Source organism: Bordetella genomosp. 10, assembly GCF_002261225.1.
Classification (GTDB): domain Bacteria; phylum Pseudomonadota; class Gammaproteobacteria; order Burkholderiales; family Burkholderiaceae_B; genus Bordetella_C.
In genome coordinates, this window is record NZ_NEVM01000001.1 from 1,147,071 (window position 1) to 1,161,951 (window position 14,881).

The following is a 14,881-nucleotide window of genomic DNA, read 5'->3' on the forward strand; positions in this document are numbered from 1 at the left end:
GCATTCCCCCGTGTTTCGTGGCGCGAGATGGTTTACGATAGCGCCCATGCTGCAAGACCTCGACAATCTCGCTGCCCGGATCGGGCAATTGGTGCAACGCACGCGCCAGCTTCATGCTGAACGCGATGCCTTGCGGGCGCGCCTGCATCAGGCGGAGCAGGAAGCGCGTACCCTGCGTACCCGCTGCGACGAAGCGGACGCGCAAGTCCGGCAATTCCAGGAGCGATTGCAGAATTACGACAGCGAAGTCGGCGACCGCCTGGCCCAGGCCGAGGCGGCGGAGGCCACGCTGCGCGCCGAACTCGAACGGCACGTGCAGCAGTTGCAGTCGCTGGAATCGCAGGCCGCCGCGCGCGAAAGCGAATGGCAGTCGCGCCTGGCCGCGCGCGATACCGATATGCAACGCCTGCGCGTGGCCGCGGTGGCCGCGCGCGAACGCATCGATGCGGTCCTGGCACGCTTGCCCGGCGCCTCCGTGGGAGAGCAGGCATGAGCATGGAGCGCTTCGAGGTTTCCATTCTTGGCCGTGAATATTCCATGGCCTGCTCCACCGAGGAAAAGCCGCATCTGCTGGCCGCCGTCCGTCACGTCGACGTGTTGATGCAGCGTATCCAGGGGACGGGCAAGGTATCGAGCAACGAACGCATCGCCGTGATGGCCGCCTTGCAGATCGCCGGCGAGCTGCTTGCCATGAAGGCGCCGGATGGCCCGCTGGGTGGTTTGGCAGTCGGCGACTTCAAGCGTAGAATCGAGGACATGAACTCCCTGCTCGATGACGCGCTGTCGGGCCAGGAGAAGTTGCTGTAATCAGCACCACAAGTTTATAGACCAGGCGTTTCGAAAGTCTGGTTTCGGTTTGTCCCTGCAGTGCTCGTGACTGGACCATACATTCTCTGAACCTATGTCTTACGGCATACCGGTTGTGTGAATGTGGAGCTAGCGTGATCGTCTCTCTGTCAGACGAACCCAATGTTCCTCCGATCGCGACCACCTTGAACCTCAGGGTTCGAGATGCCGGTCCTGACGGCACATGCGGGGCATCTCTCCAAGCGGGCCTGCCTGACGGCGGGTCCGCTTTGGTTTTTCTGGCGCATCCTTTTTTGCCGCCGGGCAACGGAAGCCCACCCTGTACCCGCTTCGCGGGTGCCCCTCGAGGGGGCGCGTCTCGTCCGGCCACGCGTGGAAGTCTTTATAGGGAGCACTGTTTTATGCGCAAGCTTACGATCTCGTCCCCCTTCGAACGCCTTCTGACGCGCAGCGCCCTGGCGCTGGCCGCGGTGGCCGGCGCGGCGCCCATGGCGCAGGCGCAATCCACCCACGATGCCGCGCCGACGGCCGGCGCCGTGCAGGCGCCCGGCGCCACGGCGCCGCAGATGGCGCTCACGGCCTCCGCTTCCACGGACGTCCAGCCGGACACCGTGCTGATCACGCTGAACGCGGAAGTCGAGGCGGCCGATCAGCCGACCGCCGGCCGCAAGCTGAGCGCCGCGCTCGATGACCTGGTCAAGCGCGCGGGCGGCGTCGAGCACGTGACGGTGCGCACCGAAGGCTTCGGCGTCTGGCCGGTCAACACCGACAAGGGCAAGATAGGGGGCTGGCGCGGACAGGCAAGCATCGTGCTCGAGTCCACGCAGTTCGATGCCGCCTCGGCGCTGGCGTCCAAGCTGTCCGACAAGAGCGCGATCTCGAACATCACCTTCCGGCTTTCGCGCAAGGCGCACGACGCCGCCGAACGCAAGCTGCTGACCGAGGCGGCGGAAAGCTTCCGCCAGCGCGCCTCGGCCGCGGCGTCGGCCTTCGGCTTTTCGGGCTACCGCATCGTCAAGCTGGACCTGGGCGGGGGCGGCGGCAACGTCGTGCCCATGCCGCGCGCCATGATGGCGATGGCCAAGGGCGGGGGCGCGGCGCCGGCCGCCGACGTGCCCCTGCGGCCGGACACCGTCACGGTTTCGGTGGAAGTGTCCGGGACGATCGCCTTGCAGTGAAGACGTACAGTCCGATCCCCAGCAGGATCATGGGGATGGACAACCACTGTCCCATGCTCAGGCCGCCGGCCAGCAGGCCCAGGAAATTATCGGGCTCGCGCGTGAATTCCACCAGGAAGCGGAAGCAGCCGTAGCCGATCAGGAAAACCGCGCTCACCTGGCCGGTGGGGCGCGGCTTGCGCGCGAAGACCCACATGATGATGAACAGGGCGATGCCTTCCAGCCCCAGTTCATAGAGCTGGGAAGGATGGCGCGGCACGCCGTCGCCCGCTTGCGGGAACACCATGGCCCAGGGCACGTCGGTGGGACGGCCCCACAATTCGCCGTTGATGAAATTGCCCAGCCGCCCCATGGCCAGCCCCAGCGGGATCAAGGGGGCGATGAAGTCGCTGACCATGAACAGCGACTGGCCGCGGCGGTGGGCGAAGAACAGCATTACCAGGATCACGCCGATCAGGCCGCCGTGGAAGGACATGCCGCCCTGCCACAGGTAGAAAATCTCCAGCGGGTGCGAAAAATAGTAGCCCGGCTTGTAGAACAGGACATAGCCCAGGCGCCCGCCGGCCACCACGCCGACCACGCTATAGAAGATCAGGTCCTCCAGGTCGCGCGCCGTGTAGCCGCCGGCAACCTTGCCGTGCGACAGGCGCCAGCGGCCCAATATATAGACCAGGCCGAAGCCGAACAGATACATCAGGCCGTACCAGTGCACGGCCAGCGGGCCGATCTGCACGGCGATAGGATTGAACTCGGGATAGCGCAGCATGAGTGGGTTCGATAAACGGGTTGGCCAATACGTGGTTGAGGATATTAACCGGCGCGCGGCGCGGCTGATCGCGGCGGGCAATTCGGGTACGATCGTCCGCCATGAAGCTTGTCATGGAATCGTGCGATGTTTTTTAGGATAGACAGCGCCTGGCGCTTGGCGTTCTGTGGCCTGCTGGCCCTCGCGGCCTGTCCCGCGGTGGCGCAGGACGGCCTTCCGGCGCCGGTGGCCGAATTGCTCCGGGGCAAGGTATGCCTCGGTTGCCACCAGGTCGACACGCCGCGCGTCGGCCCGCCGTTTCGCGCCGTGGCCCAGCGTTATGGCAGCCAGCCGGAGGCGCTGGACTATCTGGTGCAGTCCATCCGCAACGGCGGCCGCTATCGCTGGGGCAAGCTGTCGATGGCCGCGCAACCGCAGGTCAGCCCCGACGAGGCGCGGCAGATCGCGCAATGGATCCTGACCCTGGCGCCCGCGCCGGCCGCCGCCGGCGCGGCGCCGGCCAAGCCCTAGGGCCAGCGGATTCTACCCACCGGCGTCGGCGGGCTTGAGGACGCCGCGGCGCATCTGGTCCAGCTCGATCGATTCGAACAAGGCCTTGAAGTTGCCTTCGCCGAAGCCGTCGTTGCCTTTGCGCTGGATGATCTCGAAGAAGATCGGGCCGATCTGGTTCTCCGTGAAAATCTGCAGCAGCAGCCCGCCGTCCGGCGCGCCGTCCAGCAGGATGCGGTTGCGTTCCAGGCGCGCGGTGTCTTCCCCATGGCCCGGCAGGCGCTTGTCCAGCAACTCATAATAGGTTTGCGGCGTATCCAGGAAGCGCAGCCCCTTGGCGCGCAGGGCCTCCACCGTGGCGTGGATATCCTCGGTGGCCAGGGCGATGTGCTGTATCCCCTCGCCGTGATAACGGTCCAGGTATTCCTGGATCTGGCCTTTCTCCGCGGTGCCTTCCTCGTTGATGGGAATGCGGATATTGCCGCAAGGCGAGGTCATCGCCCTGGACTTCACGCCCGTCACCTTGCCCTCGATGTCGAAATAGCGCACCTCGCGGAAATTGAACAGGCGCTCGTAGAACTCCGCCCACTCCGCCATGCGCCCCTTGTGGACGTTGTGGGTGAGGTGATCGACCCGGGTGAGGCCGGCGCCGGCGTGATGGAGATCGGCGCGCGCCGTTTCGGGATGGATGGGTTCGAAGTCGACGTCGTAGATGCTGATGTCGCCGATGCCGCCATGGCCGGCCTTGCCGCGCCAGCGGTCCACCAGGTAAATCAACGAGTCGCCGATGCCCTTGATGGCGGGGATGTTCAGCTCCATCGGCCCGCTGTGCGAGTCGAAGCCCCATGCGCCCAGGTCCAGCGCGCGGCGATAGGCCGACGCGGCATCGTCGACGCGAAAGGCGATGGCGCAGATGGAAGGGCCGTGCAGGCGGGCGAAGCGCTGCGCGAAGGAATCGGGTTCCGCATTGACCAGGAAATTGATGTCGCCCTGCCGGTAGACCACCACGTCCTTGTGGCGGTGCCTTGCGATGGGCTTGAAGTCCAGCAGTTCGAACACGCGGCGCAGGGCGGCGGGATCGGGGGCGGCGTATTCGATGAATTCGAATCCGGAGGTGCCCATGGGGTTGGCCCAGGGCTGGAATGCGGTGGTCATGGCGCGAGTCCCCTTGTCGTCGATGCCCCAGGCCGCGGGTAAGCGGGCGGGCGGGTCCGTGATGCCGGCATACGAGAAAAATTGTAGGAAAAGTCGGCCGGCAGGTGATTGCGAAAATGCCGATCGCAGGCCCATATTGCGCAATAAAATTGCTGAGTAATAAATATTTGGAGCAGGAAATGTCGGAAATCGAACTCGATAAAACCGATCGCCGCATCCTGGCGGAACTGCAGCGGGACGGCCGCCTGTCGAACCAGGAGCTGGCGGACCGCGTGTCCCTCTCTCCCAGCCCCTGTCTGCGCCGGGTGCGGCGCCTGGAGGAAGAGGGCTATATCCGCCGCTACGTCGCCCTGGTCGACCCCGACAAGGTGGGCTTCGGCCTGCTCGCCTACGTGACGATCCGCCTGAACAAGCACAGCGGCGCCAGCCATGCGCCCATGGCGGATTTCGCCCGGGACGTCCAGGCCTGGCCCGAGGTGGTGGCCTGCTACGCCATGACCGGCGACATGGACTATCTATTGAGAGTGCAGGTGCGCGACCTGGCGGATTTCTCGCGCTTCGCCATGGATACCTTGATGCAGCACCCGGCGGTCGTCGATATGCGATCCAGCTTCGCGCTGCAGAAGCTGAAGGAGACGACGGAGCTGGCGCTGGAGGGACGTTAGCCCCGGCCAAGTCTCCTGGTCGAAGCGCTGGCGAGCGGCAGATTCAGAGGCGGCGGAAGTTCTCAAAGACTTTTTGAGGTTTTCTCCCCCCTCGATTTGCGCACGGCCAAAAAACCGTGCTATAGTCTCTTTCTTCGCTGCTCAAACGCAAACGCGACAACGAAGCCGGCAACGGCTCCGAAGCGCCAGCAGGGTAGCGAAGGTGAAGTGAGATGAGGTCGTTGACGGTTGAGCGCGCAGCGCCGCCCGACACGGTTTCAGCGAGATCCGGCAACGGATCGAGCAAGGCTGCATTCAGATGCAAGGCGGTGACTTCGACGAAGCACGCAGCGTTTGAAGGAAGTAAAAAAGTTCAGAAATGAATTTGACAACTTCGAAAAACTGCTTCATAATCTCGTTTCTCTGCTGCTGACACAGCGACGCGACGAAAGCCGCCCAGCAAGTCAGGTAAACAGCAGGCAGTACGTAGTACCGAATTCAGCAGTACCGCTCTTTAACAACGAAACAACCGATAAGTGTGGGCGCTTGATGCGGATCGCGCGACCGTCGAGCAATCGATGGCGCCAACGAAATCAAGTGCTCACAAAGAAGTAAGAAATGCGAGACAAAGCAATTTGTCTTGGTTCTCACTTCCTTTGAGCAAATGCGAAATGCGTCCTTGGTCTGGCTTGCTGGATTAGAGGGCGCGCAAACAGAGATTGAACTGAAGAGTTTGATCCTGGCTCAGATTGAACGCTAGCGGGATGCCTTACACATGCAAGTCGAACGGCAGCACGGACTTCGGTCTGGTGGCGAGTGGCGAACGGGTGAGTAATGTATCGGAACGTGCCCAGTAGCGGGGGATAACTACGCGAAAGCGTAGCTAATACCGCATACGCCCTACGGGGGAAAGCGGGGGATCGTAAGACCTCGCACTATTGGAGCGGCCGATATCGGATTAGCTAGTTGGTGGGGTAAAGGCTCACCAAGGCGACGATCCGTAGCTGGTTTGAGAGGACGACCAGCCACACTGGGACTGAGACACGGCCCAGACTCCTACGGGAGGCAGCAGTGGGGAATTTTGGACAATGGGGGCAACCCTGATCCAGCCATCCCGCGTGTGCGATGAAGGCCTTCGGGTTGTAAAGCACTTTTGGCAGGAAAGAAACGGCGCTGGTTAATACCTGGCGCAACTGACGGTACCTGCAGAATAAGCACCGGCTAACTACGTGCCAGCAGCCGCGGTAATACGTAGGGTGCAAGCGTTAATCGGAATTACTGGGCGTAAAGCGTGCGCAGGCGGTTCGGAAAGAAAGATGTGAAATCCCAGAGCTTAACTTTGGAACTGCATTTTTAACTACCGGGCTAGAGTGTGTCAGAGGGGGGTGGAATTCCACGTGTAGCAGTGAAATGCGTAGATATGTGGAGGAACACCGATGGCGAAGGCAGCCCCCTGGGATAACACTGACGCTCATGCACGAAAGCGTGGGGAGCAAACAGGATTAGATACCCTGGTAGTCCACGCCCTAAACGATGTCAACTAGCTGTTGGGGTTTTCGGACCTTGGTAGCGCAGCTAACGCGTGAAGTTGACCGCCTGGGGAGTACGGTCGCAAGATTAAAACTCAAAGGAATTGACGGGGACCCGCACAAGCGGTGGATGATGTGGATTAATTCGATGCAACGCGAAAAACCTTACCTACCCTTGACATGTCTGGAATGCCGAAGAGATTTGGCAGTGCTCGCAAGAGAACCGGAACACAGGTGCTGCATGGCTGTCGTCAGCTCGTGTCGTGAGATGTTGGGTTAAGTCCCGCAACGAGCGCAACCCTTGTCATTAGTTGCTACGAAAGGGCACTCTAATGAGACTGCCGGTGACAAACCGGAGGAAGGTGGGGATGACGTCAAGTCCTCATGGCCCTTATGGGTAGGGCTTCACACGTCATACAATGGTCGGGACAGAGGGTCGCCAACCCGCGAGGGGGAGCCAATCCCAGAAACCCGATCGTAGTCCGGATCGCAGTCTGCAACTCGACTGCGTGAAGTCGGAATCGCTAGTAATCGCGGATCAGCATGTCGCGGTGAATACGTTCCCGGGTCTTGTACACACCGCCCGTCACACCATGGGAGTGGGTTTTACCAGAAGTAGTTAGCCTAACCGCAAGGAGGGCGATTACCACGGTAGGATTCATGACTGGGGTGAAGTCGTAACAAGGTAGCCGTATCGGAAGGTGCGGCTGGATCACCTCCTTTCAGAGCGAAGCGTGATTGGTGTCAAGCGTTCACACTTATCGGTTGTTGATATGGCTGGATCGGTGGCAGGGCAGAGAGGTTTATTTGTCTGTCATCCACAGCGGATCCGATGATTAATTGGGTCTGTAGCTCAGTCGGTTAGAGCACCGTCTTGATAAGGCGGGGGTCGTTGGTTCGAATCCAACCAGACCCACCAGGTTTTACGCGGCGCGGTGTATGCGACGGGTAAATGGGGGTGTAGCTCAGCTGGGAGAGCGCCTGCTTTGCAAGCAGGATGTCATCGGTTCGATCCCGTTCACCTCCACCACGAATTGCTTGGGTAACCGGGCAAGTGGGTGAGTAGGCTGATCGTCGGGTCCGTGGAAAGCGAAGAGAGTCCAACGTTTAGGGCTGCATCGAGTGTGATGCAGGGTTAAACGTTGGGTTTTTAATCCAATAAAGCTGTATATCGTTCTTTAACAATCTGGAAGAAGCAAAACGACAATGTGTTCGTCGAGTAGTTCGAGTGATCGGACGAAAGGTGAATACGGGTTGTGATTGCATTAATAGTTCTAAAGCAATTTGGAACGGCACAAATGCGATGTCATGTCAGACATTGAATTGAAGGTGGTTGTTTGGTTGTATAGCCATTAGCGTTATAGGATCAAGCGACTAAGTGCATATGGTGGATGCCTTGGCGATCACAGGCGATGAAGGACGTTGTAGCCTGCGAAAAGCTGCGGGGAGCTGGCAAACAAGCTTTGATCCGCAGATGTCCGAATGGGGAAACCCACCGTCGCGAGACGGTATCCATGACTGAATACATAGGTCATGGAGGCGAACCGGGTGAACTGAAACATCTCAGTAGCTCGAGGAAAAGAAATCAACCGAGATTCCGAAAGTAGTGGCGAGCGAAATCGGAAGAGCCTTCACGTTTTAGCACGCAGGATAGTCGAACGGTATGGAAAGGCCGGCCGTAGCAGGTGATAGCCCTGTAGACGAAATTCTGGGTGTGGAACTAAGCGTGAGAAAAGTAGGGCGGGACACGTGAAATCCTGTTTGAAGATGGGGGGACCATCCTCCAAGGCTAAATACTCGTGATCGACCGATAGTGAACCAGTACCGTGAGGGAAAGGCGAAAAGAACCCCGGAAGGGGAGTGAAATAGATCCTGAAACCGTATGCATACAAACAGTAGGAGCCTCCTTGTGGGGTGACTGCGTACCTTTTGTATAATGGGTCAGCGACTTACATTCAGTGGCGAGCTTAACCGAATAGGGAAGGCGTAGCGAAAGCGAGTCCGAATAGGGCGATTCAGTCGCTGGGTGTAGACCCGAAACCAGATGATCTATCCATGGCCAGGTTGAAGGCACGGTAACACGTGCTGGAGGACCGAACCCACTAGTGTTGAAAAACTAGGGGATGAGCTGTGGATAGGGGTGAAAGGCTAAACAAATCTGGAAATAGCTGGTTCTCTCCGAAAACTATTTAGGTAGTGCCTCAAGTATGACTGCGGGGGGTAGAGCACTGTTATGGCTAGGGGGTCATGGCGACTTACCAAACCATGGCAAACTCCGAATACCCGCAAGTCCAGCTTGGGAGACAGAGCACCGGGTGCTAACGTCCGGACTCAAGAGGGAAACAACCCAGACCGCCAGCTAAGGTCCCCAATTATCGCTAAGTGGGAAACGAAGTGGGAAGGCATAGACAGTCAGGAGGTTGGCTTAGAAGCAGCCATCCTTTAAAGAAAGCGTAATAGCTCACTGATCGAGTCGTCCTGCGCGGAAGATGTAACGGGGCTAAGCGATAAACCGAAGCTGCGGGTGTGCACTTAGGTGCACGCGGTAGGAGAGCGTTCTGTAAGCCTGTGAAGGTGGCTTGTAAAGGCTGCTGGAGGTATCAGAAGTGCGAATGCTGACATGAGTAGCGATAAAGGGGGTGAAAAGCCCCCTCGCCGTAAGTCCAAGGTTTCCTGCGCAACGTTCATCGGCGCAGGGTGAGTCGGCCCCTAAGGCGAGGCAGAGATGCGTAGCTGATGGGAAGCTGGTTAATATTCCAGCACCGTCGTACAGTGCGATGGGGGGACGGATCGCGGAAGATCATCAGGGTGTTGGATGTCCCTGTTGCTGCATTAGAGAGGGCGCTTAGGCAAATCCGGGCGCATGACTCAAGGGTGTGGCGCGAGCGAACATGTTTCGCGAAGTGATTGGAAGTGGTTCCAAGAAAAGCCTCTAAGCTTCAGCTGTACGAGACCGTACCGCAAACCGACACAGGTGGACGGGATGAATATTCCAAGGCGCTTGAGAGAACTCGGGAGAAGGAACTCGGCAAATTGATACCGTAACTTCGGGAGAAGGTATGCCCCGGTAGTGTGAGGCGCCTGCGCGCTGAGCATGATGGGGTCGCAGAGAATCGGTGGCTGCGACTGTTTATTAAAAACACAGCACTCTGCAAAGACGAAAGTCGACGTATAGGGTGTGACGCCTGCCCGGTGCCGGAAGGTTAAGTGATGGGGTGCAAGCTCTTGATCGAAGCCCCGGTAAACGGCGGCCGTAACTATAACGGTCCTAAGGTAGCGAAATTCCTTGTCGGGTAAGTTCCGACCTGCACGAATGGCGTAACGATGGCCACACTGTCTCCTCCCGAGACTCAGCGAAGTTGAAGTGTTTGTGATGATGCAATCTACCCGCGGCTAGACGGAAAGACCCCATGAACCTTTACTGTAGCTTTGCATTGGACTGTGAACCGGCCTGTGTAGGATAGGTGGGAGGCGCTGAAACCGAGTCGCTAGATTCGGTGGAGCCGACCTTGAAATACCACCCTGGTCTGTTTGCGGTTCTAACCTTGGCCCGTGATCCGGGTTGGGGACAGTGCATGGTGGGCAGTTTGACTGGGGCGGTCTCCTCCCAAAGCGTAACGGAGGAGTTCGAAGGTACGCTAGGTACGGTCGGAAATCGTGCTGATAGTGCAATGGCATAAGCGTGCTTGACTGTGAGACTGACAAGTCGAACAGGTGCGAAAGCAGGACATAGTGATCCGGTGGTTCTGAATGGAAGGGCCATCGCTCAACGGATAAAAGGTACTCTGGGGATAACAGGCTGATACCGCCCAAGAGTTCATATCGACGGCGGTGTTTGGCACCTCGATGTCGGCTCATCTCATCCTGGGGCTGTAGCCGGTCCCAAGGGTATGGCTGTTCGCCATTTAAAGAGGTACGTGAGCTGGGTTTAAAACGTCGTGAGACAGTTTGGTCCCTATCTGCCGTGGGCGTTGGATACTTGACGGAGCCTGCTCCTAGTACGAGAGGACCGGAGTGGACGTACCTCTGGTGTACCGGTTGTCATGCCAATGGCATTGCCGGGTAGCTATGTACGGAAGAGATAACCGCTGAAGGCATCTAAGCGGGAAACTCGTCTGAAGATTAGGTATCCCGGGGCCTCGAGCCCCCTGAAGGGTCGTTCAAGACCAGGACGTTGATAGGTCGGGTGTGGAAGCGCAGTAATGCGTTAAGCTAACCGATACTAATTGCCCGTGAGGCTTGATCCTATAACCCTGATGGTTGGTCCGTGTGGCGCGAGTGAGTGGACCTCGTGCCGGCGGACACCAACAACCCCAACGATTCGACACGATGAAATCATCGTGACGTGGCATCGCGTGTGCAAAGCGATTGCAACCCATCGCCTGAATCTACGAACATACTGTTGTAAGCTTCTTCCCAGATTGGCGCGGCGTGGCTGGTTTACGAACCGGTTCACGACGTGCAACCCCTTACGCCTGACGACCATAGCGAGGTGGTCCCACTCCTTCCCATCCCGAACAGGACAGTGAAACGCCTTTGCGCCGATGATAGTGGACGGACGTCTGTGAAAGTAGGTCATCGTCAGGCTCTTATTGTGCAAACCCCCGCTGGTGATCCAGCGGGGGTTTGTTTTTATGCGCTCGGTTTATGCGCACGGAAAATAGCTGTGCTCGGTTGACGCGCACACGAACAAACAAGCCCTCATGCAAAGGCCCGCCTGGTCATCCAGGCGGGCCTTGTTCTTTGATAAAGCCTGACGATGCAAGCCTTTCTTGCATCATCGTCAGCAAATAACAACGTCCGGCGCGCCCCCTTCCGGCGGGGCGCGCGCGCTTTTCGATGTGGGGTAACATTGTCCGGCACTATTCAGAAGGAGCTGCATCGTGAGTGAATCCCAGATCCCTGTTACCTCCAACGGCCTCGATCTGCGCACGCTGACGCATGTCGCATACGGATTGTTCGCGATCGGCTTTCTCACCGGCGGCGTGCTTTGCATGGCGACCATCGCCAGCGTCGTCCTCATGTACGTCAAGCGCGCCGACACCGCCGGCACCTTTTATGCCAGCCACTTCGACTGGCTGTTGCGCACGTTCTGGTGGGCGCTGCTGTGGCTGGCCATCAGCGCCGTCGCGACGCTGATCCTGCTGGGCTGGATCGGCGTGGTCGCCACCATGGTGTGGGTGCTCTATCGCCTGATCAAGGGCTGGCTGGCCCTGCTGGAAGGGCGTGGACCCGCTGCCTATGCATAAAGCATCCAGGCCGCGGCGCAGCCGCGTAAGGGATGCGATGCGCGGTACGTGATGCCGCGCTACACAATGCGCATGATGCCGCGCGATGCGCGGCGACAGGCAGGCGAAAAGAAAATGGCTGGCGCGATGCCAGCCATTTTTTTATTCGTCTCGGCAGGAGCGCCGCATCTGCGCAACGGGCAGCATGCAGGGCACGCCTCCTGCTGATCTCGCCGTGGCGATTACTTCAGGTGCGCATTGACCAGCTTGGTCAATTCGAACATCGATACCTGGTCCTTGCCGAACAACGGACGAAGCTTGTCGTCAGCGTTGATATTGCGCTTGTTGCTGGCGTCTTGCAGGTTGTGCTTCTTGATGTATTCCCAGATCTTCTTGGTGACCTCGGTACGCGGCACAGCCTCGGGGCCGATGACGGCAGCCAGGTCCGCGCTGGGGGTCAGCGGCTTCATGAACGCGGCATTCGGCTTGCGGGCAGTGGCGGTTTTGGAGGGGGTGGCCATAATCCGGCTCTCCTTCTCTGAGTGTTGGAAAATTGAATCCTGCGGCCGGAGCATAACGTGTCTAGGCAGTAAAGACAAAGGCATTTATCGTCTGTAGCAACTAAAATCACCTGCGAATCTTTACAACTCGGATTTCTGTAACCTTCCTCCATGTACCCACGTTCACCACTGGAATCGATCCGGTTATTTCACGACGAATTGACCGCGATACGCAGGGATTTGCATGCACATCCCGAATTGGGCTTTGAAGAGGTGCGCACGTCGGGCATCGTGGCGGGCGGCCTGCAAGCCCTGGGCATCGAAGTGCATCGCGGCATCGGCAAGACCGGCGTGGTGGGCGTGATCCGCGGCAAGCAGTGCGACAGCGGCCGCATGATAGGCCTGCGCGCGGACATGGACGCCTTGCCGATGACCGAGGACAACGATTTCGGCCATCGCTCCACCAAGGAAGGCTTGATGCACGGTTGCGGCCACGACGGCCACACGACCATGCTGTTGGGCGCGGCGCGCTACCTGGCGCAGACGCGCAACTTCGACGGCACCGCGGTATTGATCTTCCAGCCCGCCGAGGAAGGACGCGGCGGCGCCAAGGCCATGATGGAAGACGGCTTGTTCGACACCTTTCCCTGCGACGCCATCTACGCGCTGCATAACTGGCCCGGCCTGCCGCCCGGCACGGTGGGCATCAATCCCGGGCCCATGATGGCGGCCGCCGATCGTTTCGAGATCACGATCGACGGGCGCGGCGGCCACGGCGCGCATCCTTACCAGACCATCGATCCGGTGGTGGTGGCGGGACACCTGATCACGGCCTTGCAGACCATCGTGTCGCGCAACGTCAATCCGCTGGATTCGGCCGTGCTGTCCATCGGTTCGATGCAGGCGGGCCATCCCGGCGCGATGAGCGTGATTCCGCGCGAGGCCAGGCTGGTCGGCACCGTGCGCACCTTCCGCAAGACGGTGCAGGAATTGGTGGAAAAGCGCATGACGGAACTGGCCACCTCGATCGCCGGCGCCTTCGGCGCCACGGCCACGGTGCGCTATGAGCGCATCTATCCCGCCACGCTGAATACGCCGCAGCACGCCAACCTGGTGGCCGATATCGCCACCGAGATGATAGGCAAAGAGAACGTGGTCCGCGACCTGGTGCCGTCCATGGGCTCGGAAGATTTTTCCTTCATGCTGCAGGCGCGGCCCGGCGCCTATTTCCGCCTGGGGCAGGGCGGCGCCGAGTCCGGCTGCACCCTGCATAATTCCCACTTCGACTTCAACGACGCGGTGATCCCGCTGGGCAGCGCGATGTTTTGCGCCCTGGCCGAGCGCGGCATGCCGCTGCCGGAGTAAAGTCTCCGGATCGGCCTTGCTGCCGCCCCATTGCCCGCCGTCCTCGATGCCCCGTCCGCGCCGCGGCGGGGCCCAACCCCCGGACCGCCCCGCGCGGCCGTATTGAACAACGCATGACGCTTATGACTACCTCCACGCCCGCGCTCCTGACCATCACGCGCCCCGACGATTGGCACCTGCACCTGCGCGACGGCGAAGCGCTGGACGCCGTCGTGCCCGACACCGCGCGCCAGTTCGCCCGCGCCATCATCATGCCCAACCTCAAGCCGCCGGTGACCACCACCGCGCAGGCGCTGGCCTACCGCGACCGCATCCTGGCGGCGCTGGCCAAGGCGGATATGAACGAGGACGCGTTCCAGCCCTTGATGACGCTTTACCTGACCGACAACACTTCGGCGGAAGAAATCGTGCGCGCCAGCGAATCGGGCCTGGTGCATGCCGTGAAGCTGTATCCGGCCGGCGCCACCACGAACTCGGCGGCCGGCGTCACGGACCTGCTGGGCAAGTGCCGTCCGGCGCTGGAGGCCTTGCAGAAACAGGGCATGCCCTTGCTGGTGCATGGCGAGGTCACCGACCCCGCCACCGACGTGTTCGACCGCGAGGCCCTGTTCATCGACCGCGTCATGCTGCCGCTGCGCAAGGCCTTTCCCGAGCTGAAGGTGGTGTTCGAGCACATCACCACCAAGGAAGGCGCGCATTACGTGCGCGATGCCGAAGGGCCGATCGCCGCGACCATCACGCCGCAACACCTGCTGTACAACCGCAACGCGATTTTCACCGGCGGCGTGCGGCCGCATTACTACTGCCTGCCCATCCTCAAGCGCGAAGTGCACCGCGTGGCGCTGGTCGAGGCCGCGGTCAGCGGCAGTCCCCGCTTTTTCCTGGGCACCGACAGCGCCCCGCACGCGCGCGGCCTGAAGGAGCATGCCTGCGGTTGCGCCGGCTGTTATAGCGCCTTGCACGCCATGTCGCTGTACGCGCAGGCCTTCGACGCGGCGCGCGCCCTGGACAAGCTGGAAGGCTTCGCCAGCCATCACGGGCCGGACTTCTACGGCCTGCCGCGCAACACCGGCACGCTGACACTGGTGCGCCAGCCCTACGCGATTCCGGAAGAGCTGCCGTACGGTTCGACGACGCTGGTGCCCCTGGCCGCGGGCGAAACGCTGGATTGGCAGGTGCAGGCCTGAAAGGTCGGAAGGACCCCAAAGGCTCCCGAAGGA

Annotated in this window: 11 protein-coding genes, 2 tRNA genes, 3 rRNA genes and 1 other RNA gene; 14 read left to right on the forward strand and 3 right to left on the reverse strand. The window is 60.2% G+C overall.

The window, feature by feature from the left end:
• Nucleotides 1-46 precede the first annotated feature (46 nt).
• The 4 genes from CAL29_RS04970 to CAL29_RS04985 all read left to right on the forward strand — a co-directional run bounded on the left by CAL29_RS04970 (nucleotide 47) and on the right by CAL29_RS04985 (nucleotide 1,985).
• Nucleotides 47-493, forward strand: coding sequence for a hypothetical protein (locus CAL29_RS04970; RefSeq protein WP_094851840.1), 447 nt, complete (start codon nucleotides 47-49; stop codon nucleotides 491-493).
• Between the two features lie 2 nt (nucleotides 494-495).
• Nucleotides 496-807 (forward strand): cell division protein ZapA, encoded by a 312-nt coding sequence (locus tag CAL29_RS04975; protein WP_094851841.1) that lies wholly within the window; start codon nucleotides 496-498, stop codon nucleotides 805-807.
• A gap of 49 nt (nucleotides 808-856) precedes the next feature.
• Nucleotides 857-1,043: non-coding RNA, 6S RNA (gene ssrS, locus CAL29_RS04980), on the forward strand.
• A gap of 165 nt (nucleotides 1,044-1,208) precedes the next feature.
• A complete protein-coding gene (locus tag CAL29_RS04985; RefSeq protein ID WP_373559694.1) occupies nucleotides 1,209-1,985 on the forward strand; it encodes an SIMPL domain-containing protein in 777 nt (258 codons plus the stop codon).
• Here CAL29_RS04985 and lgt read toward each other — a convergent pair.
• The gene (gene lgt / locus CAL29_RS04990; RefSeq protein WP_094851842.1) at nucleotides 1,942-2,751 is read right to left on the reverse strand and encodes a prolipoprotein diacylglyceryl transferase; all 810 of its coding nucleotides are present in this window, start codon (nucleotides 2,749-2,751) and stop codon (nucleotides 1,942-1,944) included. The genes CAL29_RS04985 and lgt overlap by 44 nt on opposite strands.
• 126 nt (nucleotides 2,752-2,877) lie before the next feature.
• Here lgt and CAL29_RS04995 point away from each other — a divergent pair, with 126 nt between their 5' ends.
• On the forward strand, nucleotides 2,878-3,261 hold the full coding sequence (locus CAL29_RS04995) for a c-type cytochrome (RefSeq protein ID WP_094851843.1): 384 nt from the start codon (nucleotides 2,878-2,880) through the stop codon (nucleotides 3,259-3,261).
• Nucleotides 3,262-3,273: 12 nt separating this feature from the next.
• Here the strand turns inward: CAL29_RS04995 and hppD are convergent, their stop codons facing one another.
• Entirely contained in the window at nucleotides 3,274-4,395 is a 1,122-nt protein-coding gene (gene hppD / locus CAL29_RS05000) for a 4-hydroxyphenylpyruvate dioxygenase (RefSeq protein WP_094851844.1), read from the reverse strand.
• Between the two features lie 179 nt (nucleotides 4,396-4,574).
• Here hppD and CAL29_RS05005 point away from each other — a divergent pair, with 179 nt between their 5' ends.
• The 7 genes from CAL29_RS05005 (at nucleotide 4,575) to CAL29_RS05035 (ending at nucleotide 11,817) form a co-directional block, all read left to right on the forward strand.
• A complete protein-coding gene (locus CAL29_RS05005; protein WP_094851845.1) occupies nucleotides 4,575-5,060 on the forward strand; it encodes an Lrp/AsnC family transcriptional regulator in 486 nt (161 codons plus the stop codon).
• Between the two features lie 700 nt (nucleotides 5,061-5,760).
• Nucleotides 5,761-7,291 (forward strand): 16S ribosomal RNA (locus CAL29_RS05010).
• A gap of 119 nt (nucleotides 7,292-7,410) precedes the next feature.
• Nucleotides 7,411-7,487, forward strand: a tRNA-Ile gene (locus tag CAL29_RS05015).
• A 35-nt stretch (nucleotides 7,488-7,522) separates the two neighbouring features.
• A tRNA-Ala gene (locus tag CAL29_RS05020) sits at nucleotides 7,523-7,598 on the forward strand.
• 334 nt (nucleotides 7,599-7,932) lie between these two features.
• A 23S ribosomal RNA gene (locus tag CAL29_RS05025) occupies nucleotides 7,933-10,815 on the forward strand.
• Between the two features lie 227 nt (nucleotides 10,816-11,042).
• Nucleotides 11,043-11,155: ribosomal RNA gene (gene rrf / locus CAL29_RS05030) — 5S ribosomal RNA — on the forward strand.
• The 16S, 23S and 5S rRNA genes sit together here with 2 tRNA genes alongside, the layout of an rRNA operon.
• A 296-nt stretch (nucleotides 11,156-11,451) precedes the next feature.
• Nucleotides 11,452-11,817, forward strand: a complete 366-nt coding sequence (locus CAL29_RS05035) for a DUF4870 family protein (RefSeq protein WP_179283909.1) — start codon at nucleotides 11,452-11,454, stop codon at nucleotides 11,815-11,817.
• 221 nt (nucleotides 11,818-12,038) lie between these two features.
• Here the strand turns inward: CAL29_RS05035 and CAL29_RS05040 are convergent, their stop codons facing one another.
• Nucleotides 12,039-12,317, reverse strand: coding sequence for an SWIB/MDM2 domain-containing protein (locus tag CAL29_RS05040; RefSeq protein ID WP_088599477.1), 279 nt, complete (start codon nucleotides 12,315-12,317; stop codon nucleotides 12,039-12,041).
• A gap of 150 nt (nucleotides 12,318-12,467) precedes the next feature.
• Between CAL29_RS05040 and CAL29_RS05045 the strand changes: the two genes are divergently transcribed.
• Together CAL29_RS05045 and pyrC are read left to right on the forward strand one after the other, a co-directional pair.
• Nucleotides 12,468-13,661 carry a M20 aminoacylase family protein gene (locus tag CAL29_RS05045; protein ID WP_094851847.1) on the forward strand — a complete coding sequence of 398 codons (1,194 nt, stop codon included), beginning with the start codon at nucleotides 12,468-12,470 and terminating at the stop codon, nucleotides 13,659-13,661.
• Nucleotides 13,662-13,783: 122 nt separating this feature from the next.
• On the forward strand, nucleotides 13,784-14,848 hold the full coding sequence (gene pyrC, locus CAL29_RS05050) for a dihydroorotase (protein WP_179283964.1): 1,065 nt from the start codon (nucleotides 13,784-13,786) through the stop codon (nucleotides 14,846-14,848).
• The last annotated feature ends 33 nt before the right edge of the window (nucleotides 14,849-14,881 follow it).

What these genes read in the sequence shown, in the direction of transcription:
- CAL29_RS04970 (WP_094851840.1), top strand. Translation starts at nt 47, where the DNA reads ATGCTGCAAGACCTCGACAATCTCGCTGCCCGGATCGGGCAATTGGTG.
- CAL29_RS05040 (WP_088599477.1), bottom strand. Translation starts at nt 12,317, where the DNA reads ATGGCCACCCCCTCCAAAACCGCCACTGCCCGCAAGCCGAATGCCGCG.
- CAL29_RS04985 (WP_373559694.1), top strand. Translation starts at nt 1,209, where the DNA reads ATGCGCAAGCTTACGATCTCGTCCCCCTTCGAACGCCTTCTGACGCGC.
- CAL29_RS04975 (WP_094851841.1), top strand. Translation starts at nt 496, where the DNA reads ATGGAGCGCTTCGAGGTTTCCATTCTTGGCCGTGAATATTCCATGGCC.
- CAL29_RS04995 (WP_094851843.1), top strand. Translation starts at nt 2,878, where the DNA reads ATGTTTTTTAGGATAGACAGCGCCTGGCGCTTGGCGTTCTGTGGCCTG.
- lgt (WP_094851842.1), bottom strand. Translation starts at nt 2,751, where the DNA reads ATGCTGCGCTATCCCGAGTTCAATCCTATCGCCGTGCAGATCGGCCCG.
- CAL29_RS05045 (WP_094851847.1), top strand. Translation starts at nt 12,468, where the DNA reads ATGTACCCACGTTCACCACTGGAATCGATCCGGTTATTTCACGACGAA.
- pyrC (WP_179283964.1), top strand. Translation starts at nt 13,784, where the DNA reads ATGACTACCTCCACGCCCGCGCTCCTGACCATCACGCGCCCCGACGAT.
- hppD (WP_094851844.1), bottom strand. Translation starts at nt 4,395, where the DNA reads ATGACCACCGCATTCCAGCCCTGGGCCAACCCCATGGGCACCTCCGGA.
- CAL29_RS05005 (WP_094851845.1), top strand. Translation starts at nt 4,575, where the DNA reads ATGTCGGAAATCGAACTCGATAAAACCGATCGCCGCATCCTGGCGGAA.